Genomic DNA, 15,401 nt, shown 5'->3' with positions numbered 1-15,401 from the left:
GACCCTGGGCCCCGGGCACAGCTCGTTGTATGGGCTGGACGCACGACCACGGTGACACCGCACGCGAACGCCGCTCGGCCACAGCGCCGGGCACGCACGACAGGGCTGGCCGGGACGGTCACGACCCCCGGCTGGGGATCCCACGCATCCTGCGCCGCCGCGCCCGCTGGGTCTCGGCGCGGCTGCGCCATCCACGCATGTAGGACACACCTCCCCGGGCCCCGGCAGGGGCCCGGGGAGGGCGTCAGAGGGCGCAGCCCTGGGTGTCGACGCGGCGGCTGGAGGTCTTGCCGAGGCGGATGTCGTCCCGGATCTCGTCCGCCGTCAGGGCGTAACCGGTGTTCGGGTCGTCGAGCGACTTGGCGAAGACGACCCCGTACACCCGGCCCTCGGGCGTCAGCAGCGGGCCGCCGGAGTTGCCCTGGCGGACGGTCGCGTAGAGCGAGTAGACGTCGCGGCGGACGGTGCCCCGGTGGTAGATGTCCGGGCCGTTGGCGTTGATCCGGCCGCGGACCCGGGCCGCTCGGACGTCGTAGGCGCCGTTCTCCGGGAAGCCGGCCACGATCGCGTCGCTGCTGCTCGTGGCGTCCTTCTCGGTGAACTCCAGGGCCGGGGCGCGCAGCTTGGGCACGTCCAGGACGGCGATGTCGCGCTCCCAGTCGTAGAGCACGACCTTGCCGTCGTAGAGCTTGCCCTCGCCGCCGACCTGCACGGTGGGCTCCATGACACCGCCGACGACGTGGGCGTTGGTCATCACCTTGCCCGGCGCGAAGACGAAGCCGGTGCCCTCCAGGACCTTGCTGCAACTGGGCGCCGTACCGACGACCTTCACGATGGAGAGCTTCGCCTGTTCGGCCACGCCGCTGCGGGCGAGGGCCGGGTCGGGCGCCTTCACCTCGGTGATCGGCTCGTTGGAGAACGGGCTGAAGACCTGGGGGAAGCCGTTGCGGGCGAGGGTGGAACTGAAGTCCGAGAACCAGGTGTTGGCCTGCGCGGGGAGCACGCGCGACACGCCGAGGAGCACCTTGGAGTTGCGGACCTCCTTGCCGAGCGTGGGCAGCGAGGTCCCGGCGAGTGCGGAACCGATCAGCCATGCCACCAGCAGCATCGCGACGACGTTCACCAGGGCCCCGCCGGTCGCGTCGAGCGCGCGGGCGGGCGACCAGGTGATGTGGCGTCGCAGGCGGCTGCCCAGATGGGTGGTCAGGGCCTGGCCGATCGAGGCGCAGATGATGATCACGACGACGGCGATCACGACGACGGTGGTGGTCACCTGGGTGCCGTTGTCGGTCACCCGGTCCCAGATCAGGGGCAGCAGGGACACGGCGACGAGACCACCGCCGAGGAAGCCGATCACCGACAGGATGCCGACGACGAACCCCTGGCGGTAGCCCACGATCGCGAACCACACGGCGGCGACCAGCAACAGGATGTCCAGCACGTTCACGAGGGTCACCGTCTCATGCGTGCCAGTCGAGTGGGACCTGACGTGAGCGGTCCCACGGGCGCTCCCAGCCCGCGAAGTGCAGGATGCGGTCGATCACCCCGGCCGTGAACCCCCAGACCAGGGCCGATTCGACGGTGAAGGCGGGCCCCTGGTGGCCTCTGGGGTGGACCACGGTCACCCGGTGGGCGGGATCCGTGAGATCCGCCACGGGCACCGTGAAGACCCGGGCCGTCTCCGCGGGGTCCACCGGGCCGACCGGGGAGGGTTCGCGCCACCAGCCGAGCACCGGGGTCACGACGAACTCGCTGACCGGGATGTAGAGCCGGGGCAGCACCCCGAAGAGCTGGACGCCGGCCGGGTCGAGACCGGTCTCCTCCTCGGCCTCGCGCAGTGCGGCGCGCAGCGGTCCGGTGGTGTGCGGATCGCCGTCCCCAGGGTCGAGGGCTCCGCCGGGGAAGGAGGGCTGGCCGGCGTGCGAGCGCAGGGTGCCGGCGCGCTCCTGGAGCAGCAGCTCCGGGCCGCGCGGACCCTCGCCGAAGAGGATCAGCACGGCGGACTGGCGGCCCCCGCCGTCCTCGGGGGGCAGGAAGCGGCTGAGCTGGCGCGGCCGGACGGTGCGGGCCGCCGCCACGACCGGGTCGAGCCAGGCGGGCAGCCCCTCGGTGCTGAGGACCAGGCCGTCGCCCTCGCGGGTGGTGGCCGTGGTCTCGTCCTGTGTACCGCGCGTCATAGGCACCCCTGTCCGTGTTCTTCCGTGAACACCCTCTCCCACACCGCTGAACGCGGTCCGGGTACCGATTCGTTCCGGCGGGGGCGTGCGGCCGTCCCGGCGCACGCCCCCGCCGGTGGGCCCGGGCCACGTCCGGCCGTACGCCCCAGGTCGCGCTCAGGGCTCCGTACGGGCTCCCAGCGGGGAGGCGGGGAGGCCCGGGTAGTCCGGGGGCGGGGACAGGCGCTGGCCCGGGTAGCCGCCCTTCTCGTACTTCAGCAGCTTCTTCGCCTTCTCCGGGTCCGTCTCGCCCTCCCCGTAGGCCGGGCAGAGCGGCGCGATGGGGCAGGCGCCGCAGGCGGGGTTGCGGGCGTGGCAGATGCGGCGGCCGTGGAAGACCACGCGGTGCGAGAGCATCGTCCACTCGCTCTTGGGGAAGATCGCGCAGATCTCCGCCTCGACCTTCTCTGGGTCCTCCTGCTCGGTCCACTTGAAGCGGCGGGCGAGGCGTCCGAAGTGGGTGTCGACGGTGATCCCGGGGACCCCGAAGACGTTGCCGAGGACCACGTTCGCCGTTTTGCGGCCCACTCCGGGCAGGGTGACCAGGTCTTCGAGCCGGCCGGGGACCTCGCCGCCGAAGCGGTCGCGCAGGGCCTGCGACAGGCCGAGGAGGGACTTGGCCTTCATCCGGAAGAACCCGGTCGGCCTGATCAGCTCCTCCAGTTCCTCCGGCACGGCCTCGGCCATGTCCTCGGGGGTCGGGTAGGCCGCGAAGAGGGCGGGGGTCGTCTGGTTCACGCGGAGGTCGGTGGTCTGCGCGGACAGGACGGTGGCGACCAGGAGCTCGAAGGGATTGCGGAAATCCAGCTCCGGATGGGCGTACGGGTACACGTCGGCCAGTTCCCGGTTGATGCGGCGGGCCCGCCGGACCATCGCCAGGCGGGATTCGGCCCTGCCCTTCCCGGCGCTCCGGGCGGGGGCGGGCACCCGGGAGGCCGCCGGGGCCCCGTTCACGGTCCCCGACGCGCTCTTGTCCGCGGTCGCGCGCGCCGCCGCGCCCGGCCGTTTCTTGGCCGAAGCTTTGCCCTGGGGGGCGGGCCGGGACCCGCCGGGCACCTCCCCGGGGGCTTGTTCGCCCACGGCTGAATTTTGGGTCGCCGTCACTCCTGCGGACCCCTTGGCCTGTGCTCTCACCGGCTTATTGGACACCCGGCCAGCCTAAGGCCGGGTGCCGACACCCGCCCGGACCTCAGGTAACACCACCCCGATCGGTCGCTCACCACACAGCACGGGCGTCCGTCCGGCATCCTTGGTAGTGATTGATCGCACTGTTTGAGCCGTCCGGCAAAATGGGAGACCGGTCCCCTGAGCTGGTCGACATAGGAGAGAGACTCGTGGACGACGTTCTGCGGCGCGCCCCGCTCTTCGCGGCGCTCGATGACGAGCAGGCCGCGGAGCTCCGCGCCTCCATGGGCGAGGTGACGCTCGCACGCGGTGACGCCCTGTTCCACGAGGGCGACCCCGGCGACCGGCTCTACGTCGTGACCGAGGGCAAGGTGAAGCTCCACCGCACCTCCCCCGACGGTCGCGAGAACATGCTGGCCGTCCTCGGCCCCGGCGAGCTGATCGGCGAGCTGTCGCTCTTCGACCCGGGCCCGCGCACCGCCACCGCCACCGCGCTGACCGAGGTCAAGCTCCTCGGCCTCGGCCACGGTGACCTGCAGCCGTGGCTGAACGCCCGGCCCGAGGTCGCGACCGCGCTGCTGCGCGCCGTCGCCCGGCGCCTGCGCAAGACCAACGACCAGATGTCCGACCTGGTCTTCTCCGACGTTCCGGGCCGTGTGGCCCGGGCGCTCCTCGACCTGTCGCGCCGCTTCGGCGTGCAGTCGGAGGAGGGCATCCACGTCGTGCACGACCTGACGCAGGAGGAGCTCGCCCAGCTCGTCGGCGCCTCCCGCGAGACCGTGAACAAGGCCCTGGCCGACTTCGCGGGCCGCGGCTGGCTGCGCCTGGAAGCGCGCGCCGTGATCCTGCTGGACGTGGAGCGGCTCGCCAAGCGCTCGCGCTGACGTCAACGACGTCGGCCGCCGCGCCCCGGCGCGGTCGTGGAGGGGTCCTGTCCGGAAGCCGGGCGGGGCCCCTCCGCGCGTCCGGCGCGCCCCGGAAAACGGCTTCGCGGCCGCCCCGGGAAGGGGCACAGTGGGGATCATGGAACACAGGGGTCTGGACGCGTACGGGTACTTCGAGCGGGAGGGGTCCCTGGGGCGGATCCAGCCCTCGTTCGCCGGCCTCGTCGCCGCGGCGCGCGGCCGGATCGCCGAGGCCTACGGGAGCCGGCTCCACAGCGCCTACCTCTACGGGTCGGTGCCGCGCGGCACCGCCCGCCCCGGCCGCTCCGACCTCGACCTGCTGATCGCCCTGCACGACGAGCCCGCCCACGACGACCGCGACATCGCGGAGGTGCTGGGCCAGGGCCTCGACCAGGACTTCCCGGAGATCGACGGGGTCGGCGTCCTGCTGTACGGCAAGGACCGGCTGCTGAGCGAGCAGGAACGTTACGACCTGGGCTGGTTCCTGGCCTGCCTGTGCACGCCGCTGCTCGGGGACGACCTGGCCGAGCACCTGCCCCGGTACCGGCCGGACGGCGTCCTGGCCCGGGAGACCAACGGCGACCTGGCCCGCGTACTGCCCCGCTGGCGCGAACGCGTCGAGGCGGCCTCGGAACCGTCCGACTACCGCCGGCTGAGCCGGGCCTTCGCCCGGCACCTCGTGCGCACCGGGTTCACCCTGGTCATGCCCCGCTGGGGCGGCTGGACCAGCGACCTCACCGAGTCCGCGGAGGTCTTCGCCCGGTACTACCCGCAGCGGGCCGACCAGATGCGGGCGGCGGCCGTCGTGGCGCTGGCCCCGGTCGAGGACCCCGCCGTGGTGCGCCGGTACGTCGAGGACCTCGGGCCGTGGCTCGCCGACGAGTACACGGCCCGGCACGGTACGAAGGCGCCGCGCCCGTAGGCCGCGGCGGAGCGAGTCAGGCGCTCCGCGCCGGGGCCAGGGCGTCGACGGCCCGCTTCGCCTCCGCCAGACCGGCGCCGGTGATCTCGCGGTACCGCTTGATCGCCGAGACGTCGCGGCCGTCGCGCACCAGCGCCCGCACCTCGTCCATCCCGGCCGGCTCCGGCTCCTCGATGCCCAGGTGGTCCAGCACCAGGCCCAGGCGGCGCTCCAGCCGGTCCGCCCTGTCCGCCAGGGCACGCATGCGCAGGGTCACCGTCGAGGTGATCCAGCCGGCCGCGGCGAGCAGCGCGAGCAGTACGTACAGGGTGTTCATTCAGGTCCCCCCGGGATCAGTCCGTGATCACGAAGGTACTCCAGCTGTGCCTGTACGGACCACGTGGCCGCGGGCCACAGGGAGCGGTCCACGTCGGCGTAAACCTGCGCGACGACCGCCTCGGGGGTGACGAAGCCGTTCTCCACGGCCGTCTCGACCTGCGCGAGCCGGTGGGCGCGGTGCGCCAGGTAGTACTCGACGGCGCCCTGGGCGTCCTCCAGGACCGGCCCGTGCCCCGGGAGCACCGTGGTCACCCCGTCGTCGACGGTGAGGGAGCGCAGGCGGCGCAAGGAGTCGAGATAGTCCCCCAGACGGCCGTCGGGGTGCGCGACCACGGTCGTACCGCGGCCCAGGATGGTGTCACCGGTGATGACGGCACGGTCGGCGGGCAGGTGGAAGCAGAGCGAGTCGGAGGTGTGGCCGGGGGTCGCCACGACGCGCAGCTCCAGGCCACCGGTACGGATCACGTCGCCGGCGGCCAGGCCCTCGTCGCCGAGCCTCAGCGCGGGGTCGAGGGCGCGGACCTTCGTCCCGGTCAGCTCCGCGAAGCGGCCGGCCCCCTCGGCGTGGTCGGGGTGGCCGTGGGTCAGGAGGGTCAGCGCGACGCGCTTGCCGGCCTGCTCGGCGGTGGCGATGACGGCCCGCAGGTGGGCTTCGTCCAGCGGGCCGGGGTCGATGACGACGGCCAGCTCGGAGTCCGGCTCGGAGACCAGCCAGGTGTTGGTGCCGTCCAGGGTCATCGCGGAGGCGTTGGGCGCCAGGACGTTGACGGCACGGACGGTCGCCGGCCCGGAGGAGACCATTCCGCGGGGCTGGCCGGGGAGTACGGCGGCGTCGGTCATGCGGTGCCTCCCGGGCGGACGCGCTTGGTGAACTCGTCGTGCCCCGGCCAGCTGAGCACCAGCTCACCGTCCACGAGGGCGGCCTGTGCCAGTACGGGCGTCAGGTCCTGCGCGGCGGCCGCCGTCAGCGCGTCGGCGGCGCTGGCGTGGGGCTCCAGGGAGCGCAGGGTGGAGATGGTGGGCGGCATCATCAGCAGCTCGCCCCCGTCGTAGCGGGCGGCGGCCTCGGAAGGGCGGATCCAGACGGTCCGGTCGGCCTCGGTGGAGGCGTTGCGGGTGCGCTGGCCCTCCGGGAGGGCCGCGACGAAGAACCACGTGTCGTAGCGGCGGGGCTCGAACTCCGGGGTGATCCACCGGGCCCACGCCCCGAGCAGGTCGGAGCGCAGCAGCAGGCCGCGCCGGTCCAGGAACTCGGCGAAGGACAGCTCGCGCGCCACGAGGGCCTCGCGGTCGGCCTCCCAGTCGTCACCGGTGGTGTCGCCGACGACGGTGCCGGGCGTCTCCCCGGCGAGCAGGACGCCGGCCTCCTCGAAGGTCTCACGGACGGCCCCGCACACGATGGCCTGGGCGGTGGCGGCGTCGGTGCCGAGGCGTTCCGCCCAGGCGTCCAGGCCGGGTCCGGCCCAGCCGATGCGGCGGTCCTCGTCACGCGGGTCGACCCCGCCGCCGGGGTAGGCGTAGGCGCCCCCGGCGAAGGCCATGGAGGCGCGGCGGCGCAGCATGTGCACGGCCGGGCCGGCGGGGGTGTCGCGGAGCAGCATCACCGTGGCGGCGCGTTTGGGCGCGACCGGGGTGAGCGCGCCGTCCGCGAGCGCGCGGATGCGGTCGGGCCACTCCGGGGGGTACCACTGGCCTCCGGCGGGCTGGCTGGACGACGGACCGTGCTGACCATTCGGCATGGCCGGATGCTACGGCCATCCGGCCCGATGTTCGAGGCCCACCCGGCCGCATCGCGCGGGCCCGGCACGGGATCGCCGTACTCGCCCGGCACAGGGCCGCCGCACGGGCCCCACACCGGATCGCCTCGCAGGCCCGGCACAGGGCCGCCCCGCCGCCGTTCCCGTCTCGGGCCCCCGGAGGGGCTGACGGGCCCCGGAGGCGGCGCTCCGGGCCTCCTGGCACGCGGCCCCGACCGCGCCCTCCCGGTGGCGGCCCGGCCCGCGGGCGGACCGGGACGGACGGCGACGCCCCACGGCCCGGCCGCTCCCCGCAGTGCCGGACGGCGCCACCTCACGGGCCGGGCGGCCCGCCGCGGCCGGAAGCACCACCGGCCCCGCACCGGCCGTGCCGGACGGGGTCCGGTGGGGCGGCGCGGAGCCGGAGAGGCCCCTCGGGGCCGAGCGGTGCGGGCGACGCGTCCCGGAGGGAGCGGCGCGTCAGGCCGAAGCGGTCAGCTCGACCTGGATCTCGATCTCGACCGGGGCGTCCAGCGGGAGGACGGCGACGCCGACCGCGCTGCGCGCGTGGACGCCCTTCTCCCCGAGGATCTCGCCCAGCAGCTCGCTCGCGCCGTTCAGCACGCCCGGCTGGGCCGTGAAGTCGGGGGCCGAGGCGACGAAGCCGACGACCTTGACGACACGGGCGATCTTGTCGAGGTCACCGACCACGGACTTCACGGCGGCCAGCGCGTTCAGCGCGCAGGTCGCGGCCAGCTCCTTGGCCTGCTCCGCGGAGACCTCCGCGCCGACCTTGCCGGTCAGCGACAGCTTGCCCTGCACCATCGGGAGCTGGCCGGCGGTGTACACGTAGGCACCCGACCGTACGGCCGGCTGGTAGGTGGCCAGCGGCGGAACGACCTCGGGAAGGGTCAGGCCGAGCTCGGCGATCCTCGCCTCGACGACGCCGCTCATGCCTTCTCCCGCTTGAGGTAGGCCACGAGCTGCTCGGGGTTGTTCGGGCCGGGCACGACCTGGACGAGCTCCCAGCCGTCCTCGCCCCAGGTGTCGAGGATCTGCTTGGTGGCGTGCACCAGCAGGGGCACCGTCGCGTATTCGAACTTCTTGGTCATGGGCCCGAGCGTAATGCCTGGGCGGGAGTGGTTAGGCTCGGACGCTGTGAGCAGGCTCCAGGTGGTCAGCGGCAAGGGCGGCACCGGCAAGACCACGGTCGCCGCGGCACTCGCGCTCGCCCTCGCACGCGAGGGCAAGCGGACTCTTCTCGTGGAGGTCGAGGGCAGGCAGGGCATCGCACAGCTTTTCGGCACGGAGGCGCTCCCCTACGAGGAGCGGAAGATCGCCGTCGCGCCCGGCGGGGGCGGGGGTGAGGTGTACGCGCTCGCCATCGACGCGGAACGGGCGCTGCTGGACTACCTCCAGATGTTCTACAAGCTCGGCTCCGCCGGCCGGGCCCTGAAGAAGCTCGGGGCGATCGACTTCGCCACGACGATCGCGCCCGGTCTGCGGGACGTCCTGCTGACCGGCAAGGCGTGCGAGGCGGTCCGGCGCAAGGACAAGGCGGGACGGTTCGTCTACGACCACGTGATCATGGACGCGCCGCCCACCGGGCGGATCACCCGCTTCCTGAACGTCAACGACGAGGTGGCGGGGCTGGCCCGGTTCGGGCCCATCCACAACCAGGCGCAGGCCGTGATGAAGGTGCTCAAGTCACCCGACACGGCGGTGCACCTGGTGACCCTGCTGGAGGAGATGCCCGTCCAGGAGACCGCGGACGGAATCGCGGAACTCCTGGAGGCGGGGCTTCCGGTGGGCCGGGTCTTCGTCAACATGGTGCGCCCGCACCATTTGGACGAGGGGACCCTGCGCGAGGCCGCCGAGGGCCACCGGGCCGACATCGCCCGGGCCCTGTCCCGGGCCGGGCTCGGGGGCGCGCGGCGGGGCGGGCTGGCCGAGCGGCTGGTGGAGCCGCTGCTGGCGCAGGCCGCGGAGCACGCGAGCCGGGTGGAGCTGGAGCGGGAGCAACGCCAGGTGCTGGCGGGGCTGGACGTGCCGACGTACGAACTTCCCCTGCTCGGCTCGGGGATGGAGCTGGCCGGGCTGTACGAGCTGGCGACCGAGCTCCGCAAGCAGGCGGACGCCGATGAGTGAGGGTGGGAACACCGTGGGCCTGGACACTCCCGCGCGACTGGCGGTCGACGCGCTGCTGGACGATCCGAAGACCCGGATCATCGTGTGCTGCGGGGCCGGCGGGGTCGGCAAGACCACGACGGCCGCGGCGCTCGGCGTCCGGGCGGCCGAACGCGGGCGGAAGGTGGTCGTGCTGACCATCGATCCGGCGCGCCGGCTGGCCCAGTCGATGGGCATCGATTCGCTGGACAACACCCCGCGCAAGGTGGTGGGCGTGTCCGGCGGGGGCGGCGAACTGCACGCCATGATGCTGGACATGAAGCGGACCTTCGACGAGATCGTCGAATCGCACGCGGACGCCGAGCGGGCGCGGGCCATCCTCGCGAACCCCTTCTACCAGTCCCTGTCGGCCGGTTTCGCGGGCACGCAGGAGTACATGGCGATGGAGAAGCTGGGGCAGCTGCGGTCCAAGGACGACTGGGACCTGATCGTGGTGGACACCCCGCCGAGCCGGTCCGCGCTGGACTTCCTCGACGCGCCGAAGCGGCTCGGGTCCTTCCTGGACGGGAAGTTCATCCGGGTGCTGATGGCTCCGGCGAAGGTCGGCGGGCGGGCCGGCATGAAGTTCCTGAACGTCGGCATGTCGATGATGACCGGCACGCTGAGCAAGCTGATGGGCGCCTCGCTGCTGAAGGACGTGCAGACCTTCGTGGCCGCGATGGACACGATGTTCGGCGGGTTCCGCACCCGCGCGGACGCGACCTTCCGGCTGCTCCAGGCTCCCGGCACGGCCTTCCTCGTGGTCGCCGCCCCCGAGCCGGACGCCCTGCGCGAGGCCGCGTACTTCGTCGAACGGCTGGCAGCGGAGCGGATGCCGCTGGCCGGCCTGGTGCTGAACCGGGTGCACGGCAGCGATGCCGCGCAGCTGTCCGCCGAGCGGGCCCTGGCCGCCGCAGAGAATCTTGAAGAAGGCGGCATTGTCGATCAGGAGTCCGGGAAAGCTGGACTTCGTGACGCCGCCGACGACGGCTCCCCCGGCGTGGACGACGCACCGCAGACCTCCGGAGACCCGGAAGCACCCGACGCACACCACACGGACGCCGCGCGCGTCGTCACCGAGGTGGACGAGATCACGGCAGGATTGTTGCGCCTGCACGCCGAACGCATGCAGGTGATCGCGCGCGAACAGCGCACCCGCGACCGTTTCACTTCACTGCACCCCGAAGTGGCGGTGGCCCAAGTGGCCGCCCTGCCCGGCGATGTACACGACCTCGCCGGGCTGCGGGCCATCGGAGAGCGACTCGCGGCCGGTGTTCCGGCCGGAGCATAGGCGTTCGTACGACGTGGCGCCCGGGTGGTTACCCGGCTGCCGCGTACGTCTCGTACGACACGTCGATCTCCGCGTCGACATCCACGGTCAGGATGCCCGTACTGCGCTCGTACTCCGTGCGGGCGGTTTCGAGCAACCGTCGCCACGAGGTGACGGTGGGACGCCTGCGCAACAAGGCACGTCGTTCCCGCTCGGTCATTCCGCCCCACACTCCGAACTCGACACGATTGTCGAGCGCGTCGGCCAGGCATTCGGTCCGCACCGGACATCCGGTGCACACCGCCTTGGCCCTGTTCTGTGCCGCTCCTTGAACGAACAGTTCATCCGGATCGGTAGTGCGGCAGGCTGCCTGCGCACTCCAGTCGGTAACCCAGCCCATCCCGGCGCCGTCCTCTCCCGAATCGAGGCTCCCCCACGGCGGTAGCGGCATATTCACCGCTGCCAGTTGAGGACGTTACGGAAGGTGGGCACAGTGCAACACCCCCGACGGGCCCAATCTTGAATGGTCCGAACGGACTATGGGTAAGCGGCAGATCACCCGACGGAGTGATCCGGCGACATGCCCGACCATTCCGGCGATTCGGGTGAAATCGGGAAAGTGCCGGTGCAGGGCCGTCAGCGGGAAGGGCGGGATTCGGACATGCGTCCACCCCATTCGGGAAGGGTGAAAATCAAGCCGGGGGGTTGATGTGGCACCGCACTCCTGTGACAGTTGGGGTCAGCTTAGGCCAAGGCATTCGCGTGTGTCCGGCGAATGAGAACGTAGGCTGCCCTCCATGGGAAAGAAGCGCTCGGGCGGCGGGCTCACGGGGCCACAGCAGGCCGCCAAGTTCCTCGGGGTGTCCGTTCTCTCCGGAGTCGTACTCGCCGGCATCGCGATTCCGGGCGCAGGCGCGCTGGGACTCGCGGCCAAGGGGACCGTCGAGGGTTTCGACGAGATCCCGGCCAATCTGAAGACCCCTCCGCTGAGCCAGCGCACCACGATTCTGGACGCGGAAGGTGGCCTGATCGCCACCGTCTATTCACGGGACCGGCAGGTGGTCCCGCTCACGGCCATCTCGCCGTACATGCAGAAGGCGATCGTCGCGATCGAGGACTCGCGTTTCTACGAGCACGGCGCGGTCGACCTCAAGGGCATCCTGCGCGCCGTGAACCGGAACGCCCAGGAGGGCGGCGCCGCGCAGGGCGCCTCCACGCTCACGCAGCAGTACGTCAAGAACGTCTTCGTCGAGGAGGCGGGTGACGACGAGTCGAAGGTCCGCGAGGCCCAGGAGAAGAGCCTCGGACGCAAGATCCGCGAGCTGAAGTACTCGATCCAGGTCGAGGAGGAGCTCGGGAAGAAGAAGATCCTCGAGAACTACCTCAACATCACGTACTTCGGCCAGCAGGCGTACGGGATCGAGTCCGCGGCGCAGCGCTACTTCAGCAAGCCGGCCAAGGACCTGACCCTGGAGGAGTCGGCGCTGCTCGCGGGCGTCGTCCAGTCGCCGAGCCGGTTCGACCCGGTGAACGACACGCAGGAGGCGATGAAGCGCCGCAACACCGTCCTCCAGCGGATGGCCGACATGAGGGACATCTCGCAGGCGGAGGCGGACGAGGCGAAGAAGAAGCCGGTGACCCTGAAGGTGACCCGGCCGAAGAACGGCTGCATCACCGCGGTCAAGGGCGCGGGCTTCTTCTGCGACTACGTGCGCAGCACCTTCCTGTCGGACCCGGTCTTCGGCAAGACCCGGGAGGAGCGCGCGAAGATCTGGAACCAGGGCGGTCTGACGGTCCGTACGACGCTGGACCCGCAGTCGCAGGACGCCGCCAACGCCTCGATCAAGGACCACGTCCACGAGGACGACTCGATCGCGACGGCCGTGACCATGGTCCAGCCGGGCACCGGACGGGTGCTGGCGATGGGGCAGTCGAAGCCGTACGGCTTCGGGAAGAACGAGACGCAGATCAACTACTCCGTGGACAAGCGGATGGGTGGCTCCAACTTCGGCTTCCAGGTCGGCTCCACGTTCAAGCCGTTCATCGCCGCCGCCGCCATAGAGCGCGGCATGGAGCCGACGAAGGTGTACTCGGCGCCGAACAAGATGGAGTACCCGAGCCCGGTGTCCCGGTGCGACGGGTCGAACTGGCAGAACCTGCCGCTCGCCAACGGCAAGCTGCAGACGGCGGAGAACGAGACCGCGGATGAGCAGGGTCCGTACGCACTGAAGACGGCGATGGAGAAGTCCATCAACACGTACTTCGTGCAGATGATCTCGGAGATCGGGCTGTGCCCGGTCACGGAGATGACGCAGAAGCTCGGCGTGGTCCCGGCCAGCGGCGTGAAGCTGCCCGAGGAGCCGTCCATCGCGCTCGGCTCCGCCGAGATGTCCCCGCTGACGATGGCCAACGCCTACGCCACCTTCGCCAACCGGGGCGTCTACTGCACCCCGATCGCGCTGGAGTCGATCACCGACGCCCACGGCAAGGCCCTCGCGGTGCCGAAGACCAAGTGCGACCGGGCGATGTCCCAGGACACCGCCGACACGATCAACACACTGCTGCGCGGAGTGGTCGACTCCGGTACGGGTGAGCGGGCCGGCCTGACCGACCGCGACAACGCCGGCAAGACCGGTACCACGGACAACCGCTACAACGCCTGGTTCGTCGGCTACACGCCGAACCTGTCCGGCGCCGTGTGGGTTGGTTCGGGCGGCGCGAAGAAGATCACGATGGAGGACATCACCATCGGCGGTCAGTACTACCCGAAGGTCTTCGGCGGTGGCCTGCCCGGCCCGATCTGGAAGGACGCGGTCTCCGGCTCGCTGTCCGGCCGCGAGGCCCCCGGATTCGTCACGGTCAACATCCCGGAGCCCTCGGTTCCGGGCGGTGGCGGCGGCACCGGCGGCAACAACGGCACGGGCGGCAACAACGGCGGCCGGAACAACCCGACCCAGCCGACCATCCCGCACAAGCCCGGGAAGCCGGGCAAGCCCGGCGGCGACAACAAGCCGGGGGACAACCGCCCCGGCGGCGCGACGGCGGCCGGACCCACCGGAGGCCTCTTCGGCGGCGCCACGGGAGGCGGCGCGACCGACCCCGTCACCGGCGGCACCGCGGCGGGCGCGGCCGGCCTGATCGGCGGCCCTGAGCCGCAGTAGCGGGAGAAGCGAAGAAGGGGAGGGCCCCGGCGGACGGTTCCGCCGGGGCCCTACCCTTCTTCGTGTACTCCCGGTCCGGTTCTGCTGCTCCCGGCCCGGTGCGCCGCTACGAGAGCTGCTGCTTGACGACCGCGGCGACGCGGCCGCCCTCGGCCAGACCGGCCACCTTCGGGTTCACGATCTTCATGACGGCGCCCATGGCCCGCGGACCCTCGGCACCCGCCGCCTTGGCCTCCTCCACCGCCTGCGCGACGATCGCGACGAGCTCGTCGTCGCTGAGCTGCTTGGGCAGGTAGCCGTCGAGGAACTCGCCCTCGGCGGTCTCCCGCGCGGCCTGCTCGTCGCGGCCGCCCTGGGCGAAGGCCTCCGCGGCCTCGCGGCGCTTCTTCGCCTCCTTGGCGATCACCTTGAGGACTTCCTCGTCGGAGAGCACGCGCGCTTCCTTGCCCGCGACCTCCTCCTTGGTGATGGCGGAGAGGGTCAGGCGCAGGGTGGACGAAGCGAGTTCGTCGCGCGCCTTGATCGCGGTGGTGAGGTCTTCCTGGAGCTTGGCCTTGAGCGTGGTCATGCACTGAGTCTGCCAGGTGCGGGGACGGTGGCGCCCACGGGTTTTCGCTGTCTGCGACGATGGGGGCATGCGCGCGCGTTACGAAGTCCCCCTGAAGGTCACGGCCGGAATCGCGGCGGTGGGGGCCGCCGGAGTGGCCTATGCCGCCGGATTCGAGGCCCGGTCGTTCCGCTTGCGGCGGGTCACGGTGCCGGTGCTTCCGGCGGGGATGCGGCCGCTGCGCGTACTCCAGGTGTCGGACATCCACATGGTCGGCGGGCAGCGCAAGAAGCGCGCCTGGCTCCAGTCCCTGGCGGGGCTGCGCCCCGACTTCGTCGTCAACACCGGCGACAACCTCTCCGACACGGAGGGCGTGCCGGAGGTCCTGGACGCGCTGGGTCCGCTGATGGAGTTCCCCGGCGCGTACGTCTTCGGGTCGAACGACTACTACGGGCCGCGGCTGCGCAATCCCGGCCGCTACCTGATCGAGAAGGCGCAGGGCCGGCACGGGCTGAACGGCAACAAGCCGGTCGTCGGAGCCGTCCACAACCCGTGGGAGGACATGCGGGACGCCTTCGACTCCGCCGGCTGGCTGAACCTGACCAACACCCGGGCCCGCATGAAGCTGAACGGCCTGGAGCTGGCCTTCACCGGGCTGGACGACCCCCACATCAAGCGGGACCGCTACGAGCGGGTCGCGGGCGGCCCCGAGGCGGACGCGGACTTCTCGCTGGCCGTGGTGCACGCCCCCTACCTCCGGGTCCTGGAGGCCTTCACCGCCGACCGCTACCCGCTGATCCTCGCCGGGCACACCCACGGCGGGCAGCTGTGCATCCCCTTCTACGGGGCGCTGGTCACCAACTGCGACCTCGACACCAAGCGGGTGAAGGGACTGTCGACGTACGAGGCCGGCGGCCACCGGTCCTACCTGCACGTCTCGGCCGGCTGCGGCACGAACCGCTTCACTCCGGTCCGCTTCGCCTGCCCGCCGGAGGCCACGCTCCTGACCCTCACGCCCAAGGCCTAGGGTCCGCT

General features: G+C 71.8%; 16 protein-coding genes. 6 read left to right on the top strand and 10 right to left on the bottom strand.

The genetic code is table 11. The annotated features are described in order from the left end of the window. Window positions 1-244 precede the first annotated feature (244 nt). From ACZ5D2_RS02190 to nth, 3 genes are all read right to left on the bottom strand, one after another. Window positions 245-1,447 carry a MarP family serine protease gene (locus tag ACZ5D2_RS02190; RefSeq protein ID WP_266841735.1) on the bottom strand — a complete coding sequence of 401 codons (1,203 nt, stop codon included), beginning with the start codon at window positions 1,445-1,447 and terminating at the stop codon, window positions 245-247. A gap of 13 nt (window positions 1,448-1,460) precedes the next feature. After that, window positions 1,461-2,177 (bottom strand): NUDIX hydrolase, encoded by a 717-nt coding sequence (locus ACZ5D2_RS02185; protein WP_371677872.1) that lies wholly within the window; start codon window positions 2,175-2,177, stop codon window positions 1,461-1,463. A 156-nt stretch (window positions 2,178-2,333) separates the two neighbouring features. After that, window positions 2,334-3,143: an endonuclease III gene (gene nth, locus ACZ5D2_RS02180; protein ID WP_468926699.1), complete on the bottom strand. Its 810-nt coding sequence runs from the start codon at window positions 3,141-3,143 to the stop codon at window positions 2,334-2,336. A 407-nt stretch (window positions 3,144-3,550) separates the two neighbouring features. Here nth and ACZ5D2_RS02175 point away from each other — a divergent pair, with 407 nt between their 5' ends. Together ACZ5D2_RS02175 and ACZ5D2_RS02170 are read left to right on the top strand one after the other, a co-directional pair. Then, window positions 3,551-4,225, top strand: coding sequence for a Crp/Fnr family transcriptional regulator (locus tag ACZ5D2_RS02175; protein ID WP_003981529.1), 675 nt, complete (start codon window positions 3,551-3,553; stop codon window positions 4,223-4,225). A 139-nt stretch (window positions 4,226-4,364) separates the two neighbouring features. Then, complete coding sequence (locus ACZ5D2_RS02170; RefSeq protein WP_371677871.1) at window positions 4,365-5,168, top strand: nucleotidyltransferase domain-containing protein; 804 nt, start codon at window positions 4,365-4,367, stop codon at window positions 5,166-5,168. A 16-nt stretch (window positions 5,169-5,184) separates the two neighbouring features. Here ACZ5D2_RS02170 and ACZ5D2_RS02165 read toward each other — a convergent pair whose 3' ends face one another. From ACZ5D2_RS02165 to ACZ5D2_RS02145, 5 genes are all read right to left on the bottom strand, one after another. Beyond that, complete coding sequence (locus ACZ5D2_RS02165) at window positions 5,185-5,484, bottom strand: hypothetical protein (protein WP_371677870.1); 300 nt, start codon at window positions 5,482-5,484, stop codon at window positions 5,185-5,187. Then, window positions 5,481-6,326 (bottom strand): MBL fold metallo-hydrolase, encoded by an 846-nt coding sequence (locus tag ACZ5D2_RS02160; RefSeq protein WP_371677869.1) that lies wholly within the window; start codon window positions 6,324-6,326, stop codon window positions 5,481-5,483. The genes ACZ5D2_RS02165 and ACZ5D2_RS02160 overlap by 4 nt, the downstream gene beginning before the upstream one ends. Next, entirely contained in the window at window positions 6,323-7,225 is a 903-nt protein-coding gene (locus tag ACZ5D2_RS02155) for an NUDIX hydrolase (RefSeq protein ID WP_371677868.1), read from the bottom strand. Before ACZ5D2_RS02155 ends, ACZ5D2_RS02160 begins: the two co-directional genes overlap by 4 nt. A gap of 477 nt (window positions 7,226-7,702) precedes the next feature. Further along, the gene (locus ACZ5D2_RS02150) at window positions 7,703-8,176 is read right to left on the bottom strand and encodes a RidA family protein (protein WP_371677867.1); all 474 of its coding nucleotides are present in this window, start codon (window positions 8,174-8,176) and stop codon (window positions 7,703-7,705) included. Then, entirely contained in the window at window positions 8,173-8,334 is a 162-nt protein-coding gene (locus ACZ5D2_RS02145) for a DUF4177 domain-containing protein (protein ID WP_007264966.1), read from the bottom strand. The genes ACZ5D2_RS02150 and ACZ5D2_RS02145 overlap by 4 nt, the downstream gene beginning before the upstream one ends. A gap of 46 nt (window positions 8,335-8,380) precedes the next feature. On the opposite strand from ACZ5D2_RS02145, the gene bagA reads away from it, so the two are divergent. Both bagA and bagB read left to right on the top strand, forming a co-directional pair. Beyond that, window positions 8,381-9,370 (top strand): ATPase BagA, encoded by a 990-nt coding sequence (gene bagA, locus ACZ5D2_RS02140; RefSeq protein WP_468926589.1) that lies wholly within the window; start codon window positions 8,381-8,383, stop codon window positions 9,368-9,370. Beyond that, complete coding sequence (bagB, locus tag ACZ5D2_RS02135; protein ID WP_371677865.1) at window positions 9,363-10,679, top strand: ATPase BagB; 1,317 nt, start codon at window positions 9,363-9,365, stop codon at window positions 10,677-10,679. Before bagA ends, bagB begins: the two co-directional genes overlap by 8 nt. Window positions 10,680-10,707: 28 nt before the next feature. Here bagB and ACZ5D2_RS02130 read toward each other — a convergent pair whose 3' ends face one another. Then, on the bottom strand, window positions 10,708-11,058 hold the full coding sequence (locus tag ACZ5D2_RS02130; RefSeq protein WP_030228569.1) for a WhiB family transcriptional regulator: 351 nt from the start codon (window positions 11,056-11,058) through the stop codon (window positions 10,708-10,710). Window positions 11,059-11,455: 397 nt separating this feature from the next. Here ACZ5D2_RS02130 and ACZ5D2_RS02125 point away from each other — a divergent pair, with 397 nt between their 5' ends. Then, window positions 11,456-13,819, top strand: a complete 2,364-nt coding sequence (locus tag ACZ5D2_RS02125) for a transglycosylase domain-containing protein (protein ID WP_371677864.1) — start codon at window positions 11,456-11,458, stop codon at window positions 13,817-13,819. Window positions 13,820-13,925: 106 nt separating this feature from the next. Here the strand turns inward: ACZ5D2_RS02125 and ACZ5D2_RS02120 are convergent, their stop codons facing one another. Continuing rightward, window positions 13,926-14,387 (bottom strand): GatB/YqeY domain-containing protein, encoded by a 462-nt coding sequence (locus ACZ5D2_RS02120; protein WP_371677863.1) that lies wholly within the window; start codon window positions 14,385-14,387, stop codon window positions 13,926-13,928. A 67-nt stretch (window positions 14,388-14,454) separates the two neighbouring features. On the opposite strand from ACZ5D2_RS02120, the gene ACZ5D2_RS02115 reads away from it, so the two are divergent. After that, complete coding sequence (locus tag ACZ5D2_RS02115) at window positions 14,455-15,393, top strand: metallophosphoesterase (protein ID WP_468926583.1); 939 nt, start codon at window positions 14,455-14,457, stop codon at window positions 15,391-15,393. The last annotated feature ends 8 nt before the right edge of the window (window positions 15,394-15,401 follow it).

The sequence above is a fragment of the Streptomyces sp. NPDC031479 genome (assembly GCF_055581065.1).
The sequence above is the reverse complement of the archived record's forward strand: the minus strand, read 5'-3'. Positions and strand labels throughout refer to the sequence as shown.